The organism is Pseudomonas sp. 05N36 (genome assembly GCF_056397385.1).
In genome coordinates, this window is record NZ_JBFTNH010000002.1 from 150,965 (window position 1) to 169,175 (window position 18,211).

Annotated in this window: 17 protein-coding genes; all 17 read right to left on the bottom strand. The window is 58.8% G+C overall.

Going from position 1 to position 18,211, the window contains the following annotated elements:
- Positions 1 to 96: 96 nt before the first annotated feature.
- The 17 genes from AC1DIH_RS03780 to AC1DIH_RS03860 all read right to left on the bottom strand — a co-directional run bounded on the left by AC1DIH_RS03780 (position 97) and on the right by AC1DIH_RS03860 (position 18,201).
- Entirely contained in the window at positions 97 to 1,572 is a 1,476-nt protein-coding gene (locus tag AC1DIH_RS03780; protein ID WP_103315610.1) for a sigma-54 dependent transcriptional regulator, read from the bottom strand.
- A 170-nt stretch (positions 1,573 to 1,742) separates the two neighbouring features.
- Positions 1,743 to 2,039, bottom strand: coding sequence for a flagellar protein FliT (fliT, locus tag AC1DIH_RS03785; protein ID WP_477770634.1), 297 nt, complete (start codon positions 2,037 to 2,039; stop codon positions 1,743 to 1,745).
- 10 nt (positions 2,040 to 2,049) lie between these two features.
- On the bottom strand, positions 2,050 to 2,445 hold the full coding sequence (gene fliS / locus AC1DIH_RS03790) for a flagellar export chaperone FliS (protein WP_477770635.1): 396 nt from the start codon (positions 2,443 to 2,445) through the stop codon (positions 2,050 to 2,052).
- A 129-nt stretch (positions 2,446 to 2,574) separates the two neighbouring features.
- Complete coding sequence (fliD, locus tag AC1DIH_RS03795; RefSeq protein WP_477770636.1) at positions 2,575 to 4,002, bottom strand: flagellar filament capping protein FliD; 1,428 nt, start codon at positions 4,000 to 4,002, stop codon at positions 2,575 to 2,577.
- An 82-nt stretch (positions 4,003 to 4,084) separates the two neighbouring features.
- Positions 4,085 to 4,447 carry a flagellar protein FlaG gene (locus tag AC1DIH_RS03800; RefSeq protein ID WP_477770637.1) on the bottom strand — a complete coding sequence of 121 codons (363 nt, stop codon included), beginning with the start codon at positions 4,445 to 4,447 and terminating at the stop codon, positions 4,085 to 4,087.
- A gap of 73 nt (positions 4,448 to 4,520) precedes the next feature.
- Positions 4,521 to 5,372 (bottom strand): flagellin domain-containing protein, encoded by an 852-nt coding sequence (locus tag AC1DIH_RS03805; RefSeq protein ID WP_477770638.1) that lies wholly within the window; start codon positions 5,370 to 5,372, stop codon positions 4,521 to 4,523.
- Positions 5,373 to 5,603: 231 nt separating this feature from the next.
- Positions 5,604 to 5,879 carry a hypothetical protein gene (locus AC1DIH_RS03810; RefSeq protein ID WP_477770639.1) on the bottom strand — a complete coding sequence of 92 codons (276 nt, stop codon included), beginning with the start codon at positions 5,877 to 5,879 and terminating at the stop codon, positions 5,604 to 5,606.
- A complete protein-coding gene (locus AC1DIH_RS03815; RefSeq protein ID WP_477770640.1) occupies positions 5,876 to 7,168 on the bottom strand; it encodes a motility associated factor glycosyltransferase family protein in 1,293 nt (430 codons plus the stop codon). Before AC1DIH_RS03815 ends, AC1DIH_RS03810 begins: the two co-directional genes overlap by 4 nt.
- Before the next feature lie 81 nt (positions 7,169 to 7,249).
- Complete coding sequence (locus AC1DIH_RS03820) at positions 7,250 to 8,176, bottom strand: ketoacyl-ACP synthase III (protein ID WP_427529919.1); 927 nt, start codon at positions 8,174 to 8,176, stop codon at positions 7,250 to 7,252.
- 226 nt (positions 8,177 to 8,402) lie between these two features.
- Entirely contained in the window at positions 8,403 to 9,455 is a 1,053-nt protein-coding gene (pseI, locus tag AC1DIH_RS03825) for a pseudaminic acid synthase (RefSeq protein ID WP_477770641.1), read from the bottom strand.
- 1 nt (position 9,456) lies between these two features.
- Complete coding sequence (gene pseG, locus AC1DIH_RS03830) at positions 9,457 to 10,953, bottom strand: UDP-2,4-diacetamido-2,4,6-trideoxy-beta-L-altropyranose hydrolase (RefSeq protein ID WP_477770642.1); 1,497 nt, start codon at positions 10,951 to 10,953, stop codon at positions 9,457 to 9,459.
- Positions 10,950 to 11,657 (bottom strand): pseudaminic acid cytidylyltransferase, encoded by a 708-nt coding sequence (gene pseF / locus AC1DIH_RS03835; protein WP_477770643.1) that lies wholly within the window; start codon positions 11,655 to 11,657, stop codon positions 10,950 to 10,952. Before pseF ends, pseG begins: the two co-directional genes overlap by 4 nt.
- Entirely contained in the window at positions 11,654 to 12,274 is a 621-nt protein-coding gene (locus tag AC1DIH_RS03840) for a pseudaminic acid biosynthesis-associated methylase (protein WP_477770644.1), read from the bottom strand. The genes pseF and AC1DIH_RS03840 overlap by 4 nt, the downstream gene beginning before the upstream one ends.
- Positions 12,275 to 12,305: 31 nt before the next feature.
- Positions 12,306 to 13,463, bottom strand: coding sequence for a UDP-4-amino-4,6-dideoxy-N-acetyl-beta-L-altrosamine transaminase (gene pseC, locus AC1DIH_RS03845; RefSeq protein WP_477770645.1), 1,158 nt, complete (start codon positions 13,461 to 13,463; stop codon positions 12,306 to 12,308).
- Entirely contained in the window at positions 13,460 to 14,461 is a 1,002-nt protein-coding gene (pseB, locus tag AC1DIH_RS03850) for a UDP-N-acetylglucosamine 4,6-dehydratase (inverting) (RefSeq protein ID WP_477770646.1), read from the bottom strand. The genes pseC and pseB overlap by 4 nt, the downstream gene beginning before the upstream one ends.
- A gap of 30 nt (positions 14,462 to 14,491) precedes the next feature.
- The gene (locus tag AC1DIH_RS03855) at positions 14,492 to 17,407 is read right to left on the bottom strand and encodes a TIGR00180 family glycosyltransferase (protein WP_477770647.1); all 2,916 of its coding nucleotides are present in this window, start codon (positions 17,405 to 17,407) and stop codon (positions 14,492 to 14,494) included.
- A gap of 56 nt (positions 17,408 to 17,463) precedes the next feature.
- Positions 17,464 to 18,201, bottom strand: coding sequence for a cephalosporin hydroxylase family protein (locus tag AC1DIH_RS03860; RefSeq protein ID WP_477770648.1), 738 nt, complete (start codon positions 18,199 to 18,201; stop codon positions 17,464 to 17,466).
- Between the last annotated feature and the right edge of the window lie 10 nt (positions 18,202 to 18,211).

Consider the following 18,211-nt stretch of genomic DNA (forward strand, 5'->3'; position numbering starts at 1 on the left):
TGGCTGACCGTCAGTTAAACGGAACGTTGCGAGGGACGTAGCAATACCCGTGCCTAAAAAAAACCGCCCATTATTCAGTGAGTTGAAAAACAGGCGTCAATCATCCGCCTGTTCATCACCTTCGCGACGGCTCATGCCGTACTTGCGCATCTTCTCGACCAGGGTGGTACGGCGAATGCGCAGGCGTTCGGCAGCACGCGCCACGATGCCATTGGCATCATCCAGCGCCTGTTGAATCAGGCCCTGCTCCAGACCACCGAGGTAGTCCTTGAGGTCCAGACCTTCTGGCGGCAGCATGGCGTTAGCGCTGAAGTCCGGAGTGTGGCCATTGATGGCTACCCGCTCTTCTAGATCGCTGCGCAAGCTATCGACCAGTTGCTCGTCTTCGTCATCGACATAACGGAATTTCTTCGGCAATTCGACCACACCGATCACGCCGTACGGGTGCATGATCGCCATGCGCTCGACCAGGTTGGCCAGCTCACGGACGTTGCCCGGCCAGCCATGACGGCACAGCGACATGATCGCTGCCGAGTTGAAGCGAATGGAACCGCGCTTCTCGTGCTCCATGCGCGAGATCAACTCGTTCATCAGCAACGGAATATCTTCGACACGCTCACGCAGCGGCGCCATCTCGATCGGGAAAACATTGAGGCGGTAGTACAGGTCCTCACGGAAGCTGCCGACCTCGATCATGCTTTCGAGATTTTTGTGGGTCGCGGCAATGATCCGCACGTCGACGCTCTGGGTCTTGTTGCTCCCCACGCGCTCGAAGGTGCGCTCCTGCAATACCCGCAGCAGCTTGACCTGCATCGGCAATGGCATGTCGCCGATCTCGTCGAGAAACAGCGTACCGCCGTTGGCCAGCTCAAAACGCCCGGCGCGGCTGGTGATAGCCCCGGTAAAGGCGCCCTTCTCATGGCCGAACAGTTCGCTTTCCAGCAGCTCGGCCGGGATCGCGCCGCAGTTGACCGGAACGAACGGCGCGTCGCGTCGCTTGGAGTGATAGTGCAGGTTGCGCGCAACCACTTCCTTGCCCGTACCGGACTCACCGAGGATCAGCACGCTGGCATCGGTGTCGGCCACTTGCTGCATCATCTGGCGGACGTGCTGAATCGCTCGACTGGTGCCGACAAGGCTACGAAAAAGATTGGGCTCACGGTGACGACCACGCTCGCGGGCCTGGTCGTACATCTCGCGATAAACCTGGGCGCGGTGCAGGGAGTCGAGCAACTTGCTGTAGCTGGGCGGCATTTCCAGTGTGGAAAGTACCCGGCGACGCTGGTCTTCCGGCAGGTCAATGGAAGAATTATCGCCCATTAACAAAACTGGAAGGAACTCATCCCAGGTAGCGAGTGTCTTTAACAGGCCCGGAAGTGATCCAGGCGCATTTACCGTCCCGATAAGGACGCAAATGACTTCACGACTTGATGACAAAGAGCCGACAGCCTGCTGCCAATCATGGCTACCACAGGGTAAATTTTCTTCGCCAAGAAAATTTAAAATCACCGCCAAATCACGGCGGCGGACGCTATCGTCATCAATCAGCAGAATTTTGGTTTCACGCCACATGCAATAGCAACTTCCCTAGTCAACTCAATGCCCGAAATGAGTGGGCAAGCTAGACGCTTGCAGGCACGTTAAGCCTGATAGACGCCTGAAATCTTCAAATAGCCACTAGTTAAGTCAAAAAACCGTGCACAGTCAAATTTATGGCGCACTACGGTTGGATTAACTGAGGATTAACCGAACAGATGGTAAACCTTTGCCGCGCTCTGTGCTTGATGGATCTGCGACATCTCGTCGACTATCGCCTGCCTCTCCCCCATTGCCGCTTCTAGAAGCTGCTTGTAGACACGCAGCAACTCCTCCAGATTATCGCGCAACGCTACTTCATCCAAAGAAGCCTCACTCAAGACATCTTCCATGCAGGAACGGCAATCAAGGTCCAATTGACCGATAGCTTCCCAATTGCGCTCGGCCAATGCACCGACCAGCGCTTCACGGGTTTGCTCGATTCGCTGCAATACAAGACTCATGACGATCTCCTTAAAACTGCGGACCTGGAGTGGCGATGGCATCCCAGCCTTCTTTCACCGTGCGAAGCAAACCGGCGACTTCGTCGAGAATCTGCGGGTCACTCTTGATGTTCGCCTCGGCGAGACGCGTCATCATGTATGAGTACAGACGGTCGAGCTCACCCACCGTTTCGGCTGACTTTTCAAGATCCAGGCCCTCGCGCAAACCACCGATAATTCCGATAGCCTTACTGATCGACACGCCCTTGCCGGGAATGTCCTTGCGCTCCATCGCGCCTTTGGCCTGAGCAATACGATCCAGGCCGCCCTCCATCAACATCTGCACCAGACGATGCGGACTTGCTTCGGACGCCTGGGCTTGCGCCCCCACCTTCTGATATTGCCGAAGGGCTAACATTGGATTCATGTTGTACCTCTTTGCCACAATGACTCGTATGGCCAGTGTATCGCCTGCGAGCCAGGAAACTTTAGATCAGAAGACAAAAACCCGGCACACGCCGAAAAGCGTAGCCGGGTTTTTGTCGTCAGCCCATTACTAGCCGTTGGACTTCTGAGCGTTCAACGACGCAAAGAAGCCGGTGATGCTGCTGGCAGTGGCCTTCATCTGGCCGACCAGCAGGTCCATCGCGTTGTACTTCGCGGTCAGGGTGGACGTCAGGTTAGCAACCCGCAGGTCCAGTTCCGACTGCTGATTACTCAAGTCTCTTTGGGTATTGTTCAGAACATTAGTACGCTTATCCAGAATACCGCCAGTCTGGGCGTAAACGTCGACAGCATTGTACATACGCTTGAGAAGGCCATTAGTGGCGGTGGTGCCGCTGAACAGCGCCTGTACCTTACCGCTCAACCCCTGCGTCGTCATCGCACTAGTGAACTTGGTGCTATCGAGAATCAACGTACCGGTCTTCTGATCCGTCTGAACCCCCAATTGCGCCAATACCGCCAACGGACTGCCCCCGGCATCGGCAGGGACATTGGTCAGCTGATCACGCATGGCTTGAATCAGGTTGCGCGGCAAGGAATCGCCGGTCATCGCATTGGAAACAGTAGGCTTGCCTTCACTGTCCAGGCTTGGCGTCGTATAGGCAGTCAGGGTGCTGATCACCTTGTTGTAGGCATCGACAAATGACTGAACACTGGTTTTCAGGCCATCAGTGTTGGTGCCTACCGTAACAACAACCGGCACCGCCGGGTTTGCCGCCAACAGGGTCATACTGATACCACCTACAGCCCCGCTGATGGTATTGCTTTTGCTGGTCATCGCCAGACCATCGACACTGTAAGACGCATCCATGGCCAGACCACCGATATAACCGGCACCTGTCGCGGTGCCGTCCATTTTGGTTGTGCCATTGACTTGAAGCCCGGCGATACCACTCATGGAAATATCGGAGCCGGCACCGGTGGTGGTCGAACCCACGACCAACCGCGAACCGTTCGCATCGGTCACGATGTTGGCGGTAATGCCCTTGGTTTGCAACGTGCTGTTGATTGCATCGCGGGTCGACTGCAAGGTCGCACCGGAAGCAATGGTGACGGGGTAGTCAATACCATTTTGACTGATGGTCAGAGTACCAGTCGGAATGGCACTGCTGGCGCCACCGGAAAATGCAGCAGTGGCCACTTTCGAGCCGGTGGCAAGGTTATTCACCAGGACACTGTAGCTGCCGTTGACCGCGGTATTGTCCGAGGTAACGGTCAGGGATGTCGGGGTACCCGAGGTCGCCGCAAACCCCGAAAAAGCCGGCGTTGTCCTACTGCCAAGGGTGTTCAGAGTTGTCTGGAAAGCCGCCAGGGCCGACTTCAACGCACCAGTCGCAGAAATCTTTGCGGTAGTGGTGGTTGTCTGAGTGGTGATCTGGGTCTGCTTGGCCGACTTGTCGGAGTTGACCAGCGCGGTCACGATCGAACCGATGTCGAGACCGGACCCGAGACCCGACCCCGGTAAAATTGGACTTGCCATGTACATCTCCCTTTGTATGTGCCGCCGGCCTTTTGACCACTATGTGCGATCAATGATCGTACACACACGTTTCATGCCAGTTTCAGGCTTTAGCGTCGAACAAGACGTTACTGGCGTTGTGCAAACTATCAGCCAGCTTGAGCGCTTCGGCTGTCGGAATCTGTCGTATCACTTCACCGGACTCACTGGCGATCACCTTGACGACGACCTGACCCGAGGTCTCATCAATGGAAAATTCCAGATTGCGCTTGACCGACTGAACGAATTTTTCGATTTCCTGAACGGCCATCTTCAATTTATCCGAACTATCGGAATCCGAACGATTACCTGTCGCAGCGCCAGCCTTGGCATCTTCCACACGAGGCGCTGCGGCCGGCGTATCGGTAACATTGACCGCCGGTTTCGCGGCTGGGTAAGACAAATTCAGCTTAACGCTCATGTCCATGACCATCACCTCCTAGAAAGTAAAAAGCGAGAGAGCACGCAAGCGCACCCCCCCGCCAAAACACAATCCGAAATTACTGAAGCAGTTTCAGTACGGCGGATGGCAGCTGGTTAGCCTGGGCCAGAACAGCGGTGGAAGCTTGTTGCAGGGTTTGCTGTTTGGTCAGGTTAGCGGTTTCTGCGGCGAAGTCGGTATCTTGTACGCGACCTTGTGCAGCAGTTACGTTTTGAGTGATGTTTTGCAGGTTGGAGATGGTGCTGGTCAGACGGTTTTGCGAAGCACCCAGGTTGGCACGGGTGGCACCGATAGCAGCGATAGCAGCGTCGATCGCGGTGATCGCGTTGTCGATGTTGGCTTGAGCGCCAGTAACCGATGCACCGGTCAGAGCCAGAGTAGCTTTGTCCACAGACATGCTGACGGCGTCGAATTTGCTGCTCAGTACCAAGTCGATGTGGTTGGCAGAACCGGTGTTCGAACCCACTTGCAGTTGTACAGTACCAGCCGAACCGTCCAGCAGGTTTTTGCCGTTCAACTGAGTCGAAGCAGCGATACGAGTCAATTCGTCAGACATCTGAGCGAATTCGGAGTTGGTTGCGGTCTGGTCAGCAGTGCCGTTGGTGCCGTTACGTGCTTGAGTAGCCAGTTCACGCATACGCTGCAGAATGTTGGTGGATTCTTGCAGAGCGCCTTCAGCGGTCTGAGCCAGGGAAATACCGTCGTTGGCGTTTTTAACCGCAACGTTCTGACCACGGATCTGGCTGGTCATACGAGTAGCGATCTGCAGGCCGGCAGCGTCGTCTTTAGCGCTGTTGATTTTCAGGCCGGAAGACAGACGGTTCATCGAAGTCGACAGAGCATCAGCTGCACGGTTCAGGTTAGTCTGAACAGCCAAAGACGTTACGTTAGTGTTTACTGTTAAAGCCATGACGAATTCCTCGTTGGTTGGGTACTGCGGCTTCCGGCCCTGGCAACCGCCGGGTATGGCCTAGAGAACCTTCGTAATAGTTATCGTCGGGTTGGCAAGTTGCTTGAGGGCTTTTTGAAAAAAATTTGCCATCACCCTGCCACCCCTAGAAAACAAAGGCTTTGCGCCCTGCCCCAACCGAAAAATGACGCCATGAAACCGTCAGACGCCCAAACGCCTTAACCAGAGCGGTTACTCGCTTTTGACCTGAAGGCTCTCCAGCAACCCCGTCAGCTCGTATTCCATGAAGTCGGCAAGCCCCAGCCAATCCTGGCGCTCCTGACACGCCAGCATTTGGGTGAGCAAGTACGCCCATGACTGCTGAGCGTCCTGGGGCGCCACCAGTAACAATCGTTGCGCCTCATCGAATACATCGACCATGGTCAACGCCGCTTCTACATCCCTCCCCAGACGAAACAGCTCGGCACACTGCCGGCATTCGCTGACACATTGCTCAAGCGCATTCACTGCACGAACTCCCGATTGTATTGCGTACCGGCGATCATCGCGCCTGCCCGGCTACTGTTATAGAAGCGCACCTCTGGATGCCCGGCGATGTAACGCTCCAGCTCACACAAGTAGCTGCGAAAATTCAGCTGCGTGCGAACCCGCTGTCCRTGTCCGTCGCGGACCCAGTGCCGCGCCAGGCTCACCCCGGGGCCCAGATCGCCATCCCCCCAACCGGCGTGAGTCTTGTTCATCGGAAAGGCAAAGTCGGCACCGAACAACGTGATGCGGCTTGCCCCCATCTTCACCGCCAGATCCACGGCCGGATGAATCACACTGCCGCCCACGTACAGTTCCGCCCTGGCGTGCTGACGACGCAATGTGGCGTAGATCGGACTGGCCGAGTAACCGCCGTAACGCTTGCCCTTCCAGGCCTTCAACACCTGCGGGTCGCTCATGGGCAGGTACACCAGTGGAATACCGTCAGAGTCTTCGAAGGGCAAATGCCGGAAGCTGATGCGCTGATCGATACTCACCACAAAGTCAGGTTTGATCCCATGTTCCCGCAGCGGTCGATAGGCTGTGTCGACACAAATGAACAGAGGCCGCTGTGCCTGTTCGCGCACCGCCGCCAACTGCTCGAAATGCGATTCCAGGCTGGGCCCTGTGCCGATTACGTAAATTTCCTGGCCTGAACAAGTCCCGAACAACGTTGCGACATCATCATCGGCGAGCAGCACTTCAAGGCTGTCCTGCAAGCGCTGGAGAATCGCCGGCGACTGTGGATCGAACTCACGATTATTGAAGGTCAGGTGCACTTCACTGACCAGTCGATCGCGAATCTTGGCGTTGAAGTCGTCCGCCAGCACCATTTCCGAAGGCAGCGCAAAAAACGGCGTGTAGATATCCGCTTGATCACCGGCGTACAGCAACTCCACGCGCGGGTCGTCGAGCCATTGCCGCTGGTCGAGCAATTGCAGCACCAACGCGAACAGTGCGCCATTCAGGATGTGCACATACAGCCGCTCAAGGTCGGTACGCTCCAGCAGGACGCCAGGCAAATCTCCCAGGCCGGTGCCGTAGACATGCAACTGCGCCTTGCCGGTCGGCAAACTGGCTGCCTGGACACGAGCTTCGAGAACACGATCATGACGACTGGTGAGTTGAATGCCGCCAATACTCAGCGTCGAACCCAGCCCTTCTGTCAGCTCGGCCTGGACCGAAGTACTGTCCTCCAGCATCAACCGCATATACAGCGCCGGCCAGCGGCGCTCTATCACCCGAGCATTGTCGTCAAAGCATTCGCTCATGCTGCCTCGCTCTTCATACAGGCAAAAAAATAGCGTTCAAGGTTAACCCTTGAACGCTATTTTTTGTATTGGGGTTGTCGCTCAAGGACGATAGATAATCGCCGAACCCCACGAGAGCCCTACACCAAAACCGCTCAGCGCTACGCGCTTCCATTTGGCGTCGAGTACGTGTTTTTCCAGCAGCAACGGAATGCTCGAGGACACGGTATTACCGGTCTCGACCATGTCCTTGATGAATTTCTCCGGATCACCTTCGAAACGCCGCGCCACGGCGTCAACAATCGCCGCACTGCCCTGGTGGATGCAGAACGCATCGATATCGTCAGCGTGCAGACCGGACTCATCGAGCAACTCGTGCAAATGCGCCGGGACTTTCAGCAATGCAAAGTTGAACACTTGACGACCGTTCATGAAGAACACCCCGTCAGTGACTTTCAGGTGCGGCGCACCAGAACCGTCGGTGCCGAACTTGGCCTTGCCCAACTGCCACGCAGCATCTTCGCCCATCCAGGTCGCGGTGGCGGCATCACCGAACAGCATGGTGGTGTTGCGGTCTTCGGGGTCGACGATTTTCGAGTAAGGGTCGGCAGTCACCAACAAGCCGTTCTTCAGGCCCGCGGCTTCCATGAAGCCCTTGATCGCGTAGATGCCGTACACGTAGCCGGAGCAGCCCAGGGAGATATCGAAAGCGGCAACGGTAGTCGGCAGGCCGAGCTTGTCCTGAACGATCGCTGCGGTGTGCGGCAGACCTTCTTCGTCGCCGTTCTGGGTAACAACGATCAGCACGTCGATCGATTCGCGCTTGAGCGCCGGGTTGTTGGCAAACAACGTATTGACCGCTTCGACGCACAGGTCCGAAGTTTCCTGCCCGGCGTCTTTACGCGGCAGGAAAGCGGAACCGATCTTGCCCAGGATGAACTCCTCATCCTTTTCGAATTTTGCACCTTGTGCGTAATTGTCCACGCCGGCTACAGGTACGTAGCTCGCAATGCTCTTTATGCCAATCATTACGGCTTCCCAATAATAAACAGCTGAATACCCCCGTTCGCACGAATCGAGGGGCGCCGACACATAGATTTTGCGTTGCCCGCAACGGGCAACCACGGAAAGCCTAAAGGGCTATCACTGAGCCGATTACCGGCCAGGCGCCATCTTTCCGATCAATACAATACAGTGAAGATGCCCGTTATGACTCACAGGTCACGCTATTTTGCGCAATCAGCCGCACAAGCGCTCATTCGATCAGCGACCAGGCCAGCGCTGTGCCGCGTTTTAAAGGCCCGCGTGCACGTCGTCCGATAATGCTTTCAGCGTGCTTGGGTGCCAGTCCCAACCCCGGGCGAATGGCTCGCAGGTTCTCTGATGTGAACACCTCACCGGCGGCCATGTCCCGGGCAACGTACAGCGAACGACGATACACCAGCGACTTCTGCTCGGCGTCCGTGACGCCATAACGCACCTGGCCCATGGCCTGCCAGGCGCGCTCGGTCTCGACCACCAGGCTAGCCAGCTCGGCCGGCTCCAGCGAGAAACTCGCATCGACGCCTCCGGCAGCCCGGTCCAGGGTGAAGTGTTTTTCCACCACCGTCGCCCCAAGGGCCACGGCCGCCACCGAGACCCCGACGCCCATCGAATGATCGGACAGCCCCACTTCGCAACCGAACAGCTCGCGCAGGTGCGGGATGGTTCGCACATTGCTGTTGGCAGGCGTGGCCGGGTAGGTGCTGGTGCACTTGAGCAGCACCAGGTCCTTGCAACCGGCCGCACGTGCCGCACGCACGGTTTCATCCAGCTCGGCAATGCTGGCCATGCCGGTGGAAATAATCAGTGGCTTGCCAGTGGCGGCGACCCGACGAATCAGGGGCAGGTCGGTGTTCTCGAAACTGGCGATCTTGTAGGCCGGCACGTCGAGACTTTCGAGAAAATCCACTGCGGTGTCATCGAACGGCGTCGAAAACGCCAGCATGCCCAGCTCTTTGGCCCGGGCAAAGATCGGCGCATGCCATTCCCACGGCGTATGCGCCTTCTCATACAGCGCATACAACGAAGTGCCGGCCCACAGGCTGTTGGGGTCCTTGATGAAAAACTCACCTTGATCCAGGTCCAGGGTCATGGTGTCGGCGGTGTAGGTTTGCAATTTCAAGGCATGCGCGCCGGCCTTGGCCGCCGCCTCGACGATCTGCAACGCAACGTCCAGCGACTGATTATGGTTGCCGCTCATCTCGGCGATGATGAATGGCGGCGCATCGGCACCGATCATGCGGTCGCCAATCTTGAAGCTGGTCATGTCAGTGTTCCTTCAATACGCGCGTGAACACGCAAGCGCTCTGGGTAAATCCGGCTTCGCGAAACAGGCTCAGCGACGGCCGGTTGGCAGGCAACACCTGTGCGGTGATGGTGCGTACTTGCGGCCAATGGGCCGTCACGAAGGCTTCGCCGCGGGCCAGCAGCGCCCTGCCCCAGCCCAGACCGAAACGACCTTCGAACAAATAAATCGAGACTTCGGCGCTCACCCCATCAAGGTCGTAGCGCAACACCCCAACCGGGCCATCACCGGCCTCGGCAATCAACAGCAAGCGCTGCTCATTGCTCAAACTCGCGGCCAGCCAGGCCTGGTGTGCTTGCCAGTCGATGCTGCGGTTGTCCAGCGACCAGCGCCGTACCGCCTCGGCATTACGCCCATCAAACAACAGGCGCGCATCATTCTGCGTCGCCTTGCGCACCGGCAGCACGGCACCGACCAGCGCTGCCGCGACCCGTTGCGCACCACGGCCATCAACCAGTTGCCGTGAGCGTTCGGCCAGACTCTGGCGCAGGCCCTGATTACCTGTGACAAAACCGATGGCCTGGCGCAGTTGCTCAACGCTGACCTGCTCCCGCGCGCCCAGGAACACATGGGCGCCCGAAGTCGCCATGACCTCGCCATTGGCTTGCTGATTGTTCGACACCGCAATGCAAATCGTCGGCAGCCCCATGGCCGCCCGCTCCCAACTGGTGCCGCCACCGGCGCCGATAAACAGGTCGGCTTCAGTCATCAGCCGGTAAAAGTCGCTGACAAAACGCTGCAAACGCCAGTTCGGGCGACTGGCCGCCAGCGCCTGCATCTGCTCCCACGCCGGGTTGTCGGCACCGGCGACGAAGTCGACTTCCAGCTCAGGGAAATCGGTCAACGCGAGCATCGCATGGTGAGTCTGCCTCGCCGCATCGAAGCCCCCGAAGTTAACCAGTACGCGTTTGGCCCGGGGTTTGATTTCAATCGCCGGGCAGCAGAATTCATCGCGCAGCATGGCGAAGCGCGGACCCAGCAACGTCTGGCACCCGGGGACAAGCAGCGAAGCATAGGCCTCTGGCGTGCCGGAAAGATTCTGGTTGAGCAGCAGATCGACGCTATAGGTGCGCGTCGCCAGATCATCCACTGCGCCGATCCGCGGCGCCCAGCGGCGGGCGGCAGTCTGCCAGTGGTGATCGAGGCCGTAATGGTCGGCAATGATCCAGTCGAACGCCGCCTGCTGCTCCAGAGCTTGCCCCAGCGCGGCGATGTCCGCCTGCCACGGCAACATGCTCTCGATGGCTTGCTGCGGGTCTTCGTCGGGATAACGCTCCGGCAGCGCGAAGGTTTCAAAGCCTTCAGCGGCAAGACTGTCGAGCCGATGCCCCGGTAACCGTCGACAAGCGAATGCCACGTGCGCGCCCATCCGGCGTAAGGCTCTGGCCAGGGTCAGGCAGCGGGCGATGTGGCCGCTGCCAATGGTCGGCGAGGCGTCGGCACGGATCAACACTCTCATTGCAGTTCACCGCCAGCCTTCAGTGCAGCGTACAGGTACTCGGCGCGCTTCCAGTCGTCGAGGGTGTCGATGTCTTGCACCAGATAGCGCGGCAGGATCACCGGCAGGCTCCGGGTTGAATACAACACATCGCCGCGCAACCAGGCACTGCTGCGGCCCCAATAGAACTGCCCGGCGTCCTGATAGGCCGGCGGCAAATCCTGGGAACGCGTGTTACGAAACTCCGGGTACAACGCGCTCAAGGCGCCCTGATCGTCGAGGGTCAGGGCACGTTGCACCGGAAAACCGAAGTCGCACACCGAGAACGCGAACGACTTGTCCGGGTGCTGTTCCAGTTGCTGCAAACCCTGTTGCAGAAACCGCGTTTGCAGCAGGGGCGCGGTGGCGTAAATGCAACAGGCGTAATCAAAGTCGCGGCCCTGTCGATGCAGTTCTTCCAGTGCATGGACAATCACCGCCGCCGTGCCGGTGAAATCATCGGCCAGGGTTGCCGGGCGCATGAACGGTACCTGAGCACCATTGGCGCGGGCCAGGTCGGCGATTTCATCATCGTCGGTGCTGACCACCACCTGGGCGAACAACCCCGAATCGAGAGCGGTTTTAATCGAACGGACAATCATCGGCACGCCGTCGAACGGCTTGAGGTTCTTGCGCGGTATGCGTTTGCTGCCACCGCGGGCCGGGATGATGGCGACGTTGCTCAACGGCGTTTTTCCAGAAGAAACCAGGTGATATCGTCTACCGGGAATTGCGGGTCGCGGTGGTAACCAAACCCGTAATCCACCAGTTGCAAGTCATCATAGCGATCAAGCATTTCGCCAGCAAAATCGCGCTTGAACAGCTTGCCGCTGTTACCGCGATACGACACCTCGACCGGCGCCGGGTTGTAGTACTCGGCGATCAGGATGTAGCGCCGGCTCAGTTCATACAGCTGCGCATAGGCCGCTGGCAGCAGCTGCGGTGCCAGGTGAATCAGCACGCCTTTGCTCAGGGTCAGGTCGAAGGTGCGCTCGCGGGGAAAATCGAACAACGAACCGTGCCAGATCTGCGCAATCCCCAGCGCCTGCGCCTGGGCACACGCGCTGGCATTGATCTCCACGCCAAACAGCTCGCACTGCGGCAACAACTGACGCAGCGCCTGCAGGTTATTGCCGGCATTGGTGCCCAGCTCCACCAGGCTTTCGATACGCCCGGCCCGGGTCAGTGCCTTGGCAAACAAGGCCAGGTTGGCCGCCACCAACGGCTGGCCGACGTTGCGGTCGACGTACTGGTTACCGAAATCGCCCTGCCAGAATTTTTCCTGCTCACTGAGTTCGCGCATCACACATTCCCATTCGCCGCCAGGGCAGCATTTATTCAGTCAGCCGGCGCAATTGCTCGACCACGTAGTCCTGCTGTTCATCGCTGAGTAACGGAAACAGCGGCAGGCTGATGGCCTCGGCGTAGTAACGCTCGGCCTGCGGGAAATCACCTTCGGCGAAACCCAGATCCCGATAGTACGGCTGCAAATGCACCGGAATATAGTGCAGATTCACCCCTACCCCGGCCGCTCGCAGACCTTCAAACACCTGTCGATGACTGAGGTTGATACGCTCGAGTTGCAGACGCACCACATACAGATGCCACGCCGACTCGGCCTCGGGCTGAGCGCTGGGCAAGGTCAGTGGCAGGTACGCCAGCAAGCGGTCATAACGCGCCGCCAACTCACGCCGGCGCTCGATGAAGTCATCCAGCTTGTTCAGCTGCGACAGCCCGAGGGCCGCTTGCAGGTCGGTGATGCGGTAGTTGAAGCCCAATTCCACCTGCTGGTAGTACCAGGGGCCGTGGCTGGGTTCGGTCATTTGCTCCGGGTCGCGGGTCATGCCGTGGCTGCGCAGGCGTTGCAGGCGCTCGGCCAGGTCCCGGCGATTGGTCAGGACCATGCCACCTTCGGCACTGGTGATGATTTTCACCGGATGGAAGCTGAACACCGTCATCGCCGCGAACTCACCACACCCCACCGGGCGCCCGGCATAAGACGCACCCACCGCGTGGGACGCATCCTCAATCACCGTGAAACCATAGCGCTCGGCCAGTTCGGCAATCAGGCGCAGGTCGCAGCTTTGCCCGGAGAACGCCACCGCCACCAGCACTTTAGGCAGCGTGCCGTTGTCCTCCGCCGCTTCCAGCTTCGCTTTCAGGGCGTAGGCATCGAGGTTCCAGGTCAGTGGGTCGATGTCGACAAAGTCCACCTCGGCGCCGCAATAACGACCGCAATTGGCCGAGGCCAAAAAGGTATTCGGCGTGGTCCACAAGCGGTCACCTGGCCCCAGCCCCGCCGCCAGACAAGCAATGTGCAAGGCCGCCGTGGCATTGCACACCGCCACCGCGTAATCCGCCTGGCAACGCTGGGCCATGGCCTGTTCAAAACGCTCGATGGTCGGCCCTTGAGTCAGCCAGTCGGACTGCAACACGGCAACCACTGCGTCGATGTCAGCCTGATCCAGGCTTTGCCGACCGTAAGGAATCATGCCGACAATCCGGCGTGCAACTCGGCGATCTGTCCGACCGAGAGGAAATGCGAGTTGGTGTCGGAGCGATACTCGAAATCTTCGCTCACGCGCCGCCCCTGCTCACCCACGCCGTCCAGCGAAAAATCAATGTCGACATGAGTGAAACGAATCGACGGCTCGATGGTGTAGTGGTCCTCGAATTCCAGGGTCATCCGCGCATCATCAAGCGGCACCATCAATTCATGCAGCTTTTCACCCGGACGAATCCCGACGACTTTGTGTGGCAAGTGTTCAGCCATGCCCTGTGCCAGGTCGACGATGCGGATCGACGGGATCTTCGGCACGAAAATCTCCCCGCCATGCATCCGCGCGAAGCTGTCGAGCACGAACTGCACACCGTGATCGAGGGTGATCCAGAAGCGGGTCATGCGCTCGTCGGTAATCGGCAGTTCTTTCGCGCCCTCGGTAATGAGCTTGCTGAAGAACGGCACCACCGAGCCGCGTGACCCGGCCACATTGCCGTAGCGCACCACCGCAAACCGGGTTTGCTGATCACCGGCGATGTTGTTCGCCGCCACGAACAGTTTGTCCGAGAGCAGTTTGGTCGCACCGTACAGGTTGATCGGGCTGGCCGCCTTGTCGGTGGACAGCGCAACGACTTTCTTCACACCGTTATCGATGGCGGCAGCAATGATATTTTCCGCGCCGTTGACGTTGGTACGAATGCATTCAGTGGGGTTGTACTCCGCCGCAGGCACCTGTTTCAGGGCAGCGGCATGCACCACGTAATCGATCCCGCGCATCGCCTGACGCAAACGCTCGGCATCGCGCACATCGCCCAAAAAGTAACGCATGCACGGTGCATTGAAGGTTTGCTGCATCTCGTACTGCTTGAGTTCGTCGCGCGAAAACACCACCACCCGCTTGGGCTGGTACTGCTCGAGCAAACGCCGGATGAACATGCGCCCGAACGAACCGGTGCCGCCGGAGATGAAAATCGATTTACCGTTGAACATGCCTAGAGTCCTTATACCTGTCAGCCAGGTTCATGCGAGCAGTTGCGCCCAATTGATCGGGGCGCTGTCACCCAAAACGAAACCTTTGCCGGTCAAGGCCAGGTTGGCGTTGTAGGCCTGGTCCTGAGCAAAGGCTGTGGACCATTTTTCACGCAACGCAGCAAGGGCCTGTGGTGCGCGCGACACGTCACCTTGGTGGATGACCTGCACCTGCGGCGTCCACACCGTGAGGTAACCGGCCTGCCCGGCCTTGAGGCACAGATCGACGTCGCTGTAGCCTTCAGCGAAGGTAACCTCATCCAGACCGCCCAAGGCGTCGAACAGCTCTTTGCGTACCATCAGGCACACCTTCGATACGGCAGAGTAGTTCTGCTCCACGAACAATCGTTGCATGTACACGCTGGCGCCATGCCGCTCGCCCACAAAAGCCGAGCCGACGCCATCATTCATCCCCAGAATCAGCCCGGCCTGGGCAATCTTGCCGTCGCGATCGACGAGCTTGGCACCGACGATGCCCACTTCCGGACGCTGCCCATGGTTGAGCAGCGACTCGATCCAGTTCGGGTTGACCACTTCACTGTCAGCGGCCAACAGCACCAGGTACTCGCCCTGCGCCTCTTGACTGGCAGCGTTGCACAAGGCCGCGTTGCTGAGTGTTTGATCGGCGTACAGCACACGCACCTTGGCGTTCTGCAGCGTGCCCAGCCAATCGTTGACGTCAGCCGACTGATTCGGGTTTGCCGCGAGCAGCACTTCATAGCGCGTATAGCGGGTCCTGAGCAGCACGCCGTCCAGGCAACGTTGCAATGCGGGCAGATCATCCCCGGCAGGCACGATGATCGACACCATCGGCCGCTCGGTATGGCGGTAATCGACCTGATAGGTACCCGGCGGTGTCGAGGTGATCCTGGCCTTGTAGCCGCGATTGCCCAAGTGGCGCAGCAGCGCCAGGCGCTCATGGGGGTTTTCTTCCTGTACCGGCACCGGGGTGATCAGCAATGGTTCGTCGAGGTGGGCCAGGCCGGCGAGGCCGCCCTGCTCGATGATGCGCAGCAGCAAATCGAATTCCAGCGCCTTGCTGAAGTCTGGCTGATAACCACCAACCTCGATCAACACGTCACGACGGATCAACCAATGCCGCGCCATCAGGGCCGGCAGACTTTGCAGCAGGTCGAGGTTGAAGCCCGGACGGAACACATCCACCAGTGCACCTTCGGCGGTGCGCTGGATTTCGTCGGTAGCGACGGCGCGACAATCAGCGGCAGACATCAACTCCAGGCTGGCGCGCAGCAAGCCGGCGGCGGTGAACTCATCGCCCGCTTGCGCCAGCAGCAGCCAGTCGCACGGCGACTGACGGGCGCTCTGGTTCAACTTGTCGACAAAGTTGTTTGGCGTGACCCGGACAAAGTGCAGGGTGTTTTGCGCGGTAGTCGCCGCTGGCGGCTCACCTGTGGTGAAGACGACAATCTTGAAGGCCTTGCTGTGACCTTCGACCAAGCTGTCGAGGCTGACCTGCAACTTGCCAACGTCGTTGTCCAGATCCAGCAGGAAAATGCCGAACTGTGGGCCGCCGCCGTTAGCCGCCAGATGCCGGGCAATCGACTCGGCCTGTTGTGCATCCGGCTCGCGCGACGCCAGCCACTTGAGCAGACGGCCGGAGCGCATCTTGTCGAACGTCGCGTGATGATCCTCAACCGACAATGTCTCAAGACGCGCGATCCAGTCCCGCAGGGTCTGCACCTCTTCAGCCTCGCCCAGCAGCTCCAGTTGCGCCGCCAGACGCTTGACCACAGTGCGGTTGAACGCGTTACGGTCGTGGGCCTGCCACAAACGGTCGACCACACTTTCCGGCGTGTCGTTGTTGCGCGTTCGCAGCAAGTGTTCCTGCTGCGTCCATACGCCTTCCAGGCCTTTGAGTTGAACATGCCCGGCCGGCATGGCGTGCAGCATGAGTTCAAGCTGGGTCAAGAGGTCGAAAAACGCCTGGTTGTAGAACGGCATCTCGACGTACTGGCGCGGCCCGAAACGACGGTCCGGGGCCTTGAGGGCCTGGTTCCAGGTGGACTCGAAGATCAGCTCCGCGGTCAGCGCCCGGCCCGTGACCAGGCTGTCGGTCATGGCCTCGAAACTCTCCAGCACAAACGCCTTGCCCTGCTCCGCGTCAAGATCCTTGATACCGGTGGGCAACGAGGCCAGGAATTCGGCAAAGGCCTCACGCTCGGCCACCGACTTTGCATCGGTATAGGCGAGCGAGTGATACACCTCGGTGCTGTGCTCGGAGTCGCCGTAGTTGATCTCGCGCACCACGTAAGCAGTCGGCAGGATTCGCGCCTTGGCGCAGGCCAGCATGTAGTACACGTGGCCGATTTCCTGCCATTGGAAACTGGTGCCCGGCGGCAATAGCGAATACCAGGATTTCATCAGCTCGGTGCGGGTCACGGCATAGAACGGCGGCAGGTACTGGCGCATGTAGTCCAACACGCGGTCCTGAGGCCGCTCGGACGAATAGTCCTCGCACACTTTCTTGTCACGGCGGTAGTAACTCACGCTGCCGGCGAGGGTCAGGTACATCAGGCAATAGCCGTGGCACATCCCGTAATCGCGGTTTTCTTCCAGGAAGCCCACCGACTCGGACAACGCGTCGTGCACGATGAAGTCATCATCGGCTGCCAGCACCATGTACGGGGTAGTCACTTGCTCCACACCATAAGCCAGTTTGGCCTGGAAGCCACTGTAGGCAAACTGCGGCACGTGCCGGTAATCGACCTCGGGGAGCTCGCCCTGGAAACGCTCAGTGGCGGAGTCCAGCACCAGGACTTTGCAAGGCAAGGCACCGTAATACTTCATCGCCCTGCGCAAAAAAGCCGGACGGTTGTGCGAAATCAGCACCACCGTCAGCAGCTCATTGAGTGGCAACGTGTGCTCAGAAACGGACTTGCCTTGCATAACCTCTCCCCACAACCGGCGAAACGCCTGATTAACGCTTTAATGATATGCCGAAATTAACGAACGCGACGCAGGTAGCCGTCCGGTGCCACGGTGAGCAGCAGTTTGTTCTGCATCTGCTGGTCGATTTCAAAGTCCTTGTTCTCTTCCAGGTATTTCCATACGGCGGTTTTCGGGTTGTCGCCCGGGCCCCATGGACGGTCCGGGAAAAAGTCGGCCGGCATGTCTTCAACCACGGTGTCCATCACCACGCAGTAGCTGTCCACCGACACCAGTGGCGCGTAGAGGCGCAGCTCTTCGAGCACGTGTTCGTGGGTGTGATTGGAGTCCAGCACCAGAATGACTTTCTTGCCTTCGGCCGCGGCACGCACCTGAGCAGCGATAGCCGGGTCGATGCTCGAACCTTCGATCATCGAAATGCGCTTGCTCATCGGGTGGCTTTCGATGGCTTCGCGATTGTGCGGGCGGATATCCAGGTCGATGCCCAGAACTTCGCCGTGGCCTTGCAGCTCCAGCAGCGACGCGTAGTAAATGATCGAGCCGCCGTGGGCGATCCCGCATTCAATCACCAGGTCCGGCTTGACCCGCCAGATGATCTCCTGCATCGCCAGCATGTCTTGCGGCAACTGGATGATCGGACGGCCCATCCACGAGAAGTGGTAGCTGTACTTGTGTTTAGCCGATTCGTTGAAGAAATCCCGAGCCAGACCGGTGAGTTTCTGGTCGTCGCCCTGACGGGCGATTTCTGCCTGGCATTCGGCTTCGAAGGCTTTATTGATGGTGTTGTCGGTCATTTTAAAATCT

Bases quoted from the DNA above. Each gene is read 5' to 3' on its own strand.
- AC1DIH_RS03840 (WP_477770644.1), bottom strand. From the start codon at position 12,274: ATGCGCGAACTCAGTGAGCAGGAAAAATTCTGGCAGGGCGATTTCGGT.
- pseI (WP_477770641.1), bottom strand. From the start codon at position 9,455: ATGACCAGCTTCAAGATTGGCGACCGCATGATCGGTGCCGATGCGCCG.
- AC1DIH_RS03800 (WP_477770637.1), bottom strand. From the start codon at position 4,447: ATGGACATGAGCGTTAAGCTGAATTTGTCTTACCCAGCCGCGAAACCG.
- AC1DIH_RS03820 (WP_427529919.1), bottom strand. From the start codon at position 8,176: ATGATTGGCATAAAGAGCATTGCGAGCTACGTACCTGTAGCCGGCGTG.
- pseG (WP_477770642.1), bottom strand. From the start codon at position 10,953: ATGAGAGTGTTGATCCGTGCCGACGCCTCGCCGACCATTGGCAGCGGC.
- AC1DIH_RS03805 (WP_477770638.1), bottom strand. From the start codon at position 5,372: ATGGCTTTAACAGTAAACACTAACGTAACGTCTTTGGCTGTTCAGACT.
- fliS (WP_477770635.1), bottom strand. From the start codon at position 2,445: ATGAATCCAATGTTAGCCCTTCGGCAATATCAGAAGGTGGGGGCGCAA.
- AC1DIH_RS03780 (WP_103315610.1), bottom strand. From the start codon at position 1,572: ATGTGGCGTGAAACCAAAATTCTGCTGATTGATGACGATAGCGTCCGC.
- fliT (WP_477770634.1), bottom strand. From the start codon at position 2,039: ATGAGTCTTGTATTGCAGCGAATCGAGCAAACCCGTGAAGCGCTGGTC.
- AC1DIH_RS03855 (WP_477770647.1), bottom strand. From the start codon at position 17,407: ATGCAAGGCAAGTCCGTTTCTGAGCACACGTTGCCACTCAATGAGCTG.
- pseC (WP_477770645.1), bottom strand. From the start codon at position 13,463: ATGATTCCTTACGGTCGGCAAAGCCTGGATCAGGCTGACATCGACGCA.
- AC1DIH_RS03860 (WP_477770648.1), bottom strand. From the start codon at position 18,201: ATGACCGACAACACCATCAATAAAGCCTTCGAAGCCGAATGCCAGGCA.
- pseB (WP_477770646.1), bottom strand. From the start codon at position 14,461: ATGTTCAACGGTAAATCGATTTTCATCTCCGGCGGCACCGGTTCGTTC.
- fliD (WP_477770636.1), bottom strand. From the start codon at position 4,002: ATGGCAAGTCCAATTTTACCGGGGTCGGGTCTCGGGTCCGGTCTCGAC.